Origin of the sequence: Streptomyces sp. PT12, from assembly GCF_003311645.1 — a bacterium.
Lineage (GTDB): Bacteria > Actinomycetota > Actinomycetes > Streptomycetales > Streptomycetaceae > Streptomyces.
This window is the reverse complement of sequence record NZ_QEST01000009.1, coordinates 1-693: the sequence shown is the minus strand read 5'-3', so window position 1 is coordinate 693 and position 693 is coordinate 1. Positions and strand designations below refer to the sequence as shown.

The window sequence follows — 693 nt, the reverse complement described above, 5'->3', positions numbered from 1 at the left end:
GCGCTTGCGGGTGGTGTGACGGTGATGGCGACGCCGGGGACGTTTGTGGGGTTCAGTCGTCAGCGGGGGTTGTCGGCGGATGGGCGGTGTAAGGCGTTTTCGGATGCGGCGGATGGTGTGGGGTGGGGTGAGGGTGTGGGGATGCTGCTGGTGGAGCGGTTGTCGGATGCGCGGCGTCTTGGGCATCCGGTGTTGGCGGTGGTGCGGGGTTCGGCGGTGAATCAGGATGGTGCGTCGAATGGGTTGACGGCTCCGAATGGTCCTTCTCAGCAGCGGGTGATTCGGCAGGCGTTGGCGTCTGCGGGTTTGTCTGCGTCTGATGTGGATGTGGTGGAGGGGCATGGTACGGGGACGTCGTTGGGTGATCCGATTGAGGCGCAGGCGTTGCTTGCGACGTATGGGCGGGATCGGGGTGCTGGGCGGCCTTTGTGGTTGGGGTCGGTGAAGTCGAATATTGGTCATACGCAGGCTGCTGCGGGTGTGGCGGGTGTGATCAAGATGGTGATGGCGATGCGGCATGGTGTGTTGCCGCGTTCGTTGCATGCGGATGCGCCGTCGTCGCATGTGGACTGGTCGGCGGGTGCGGTGGAGTTGCTGTCCCAGGCGCGTCCTTGGGAGGCCAACGGTCCGCGCAGGGCGGGTATCTCCTCCTTCGGGATCAGCGGCACCAACGCCCACACCATCATCGAAGAG

1 protein-coding gene is annotated in these 693 nt (G+C 64.8%); it reads left to right on the top strand.

Features of this window, described 5'->3' with window-relative positions; all coding sequences use genetic code 11:
* Nucleotides 1-693: beta-ketoacyl synthase N-terminal-like domain-containing protein (locus tag DEH69_RS00480; RefSeq protein ID WP_147255321.1), on the top strand; the 693-nt coding region annotated here is incomplete at both ends.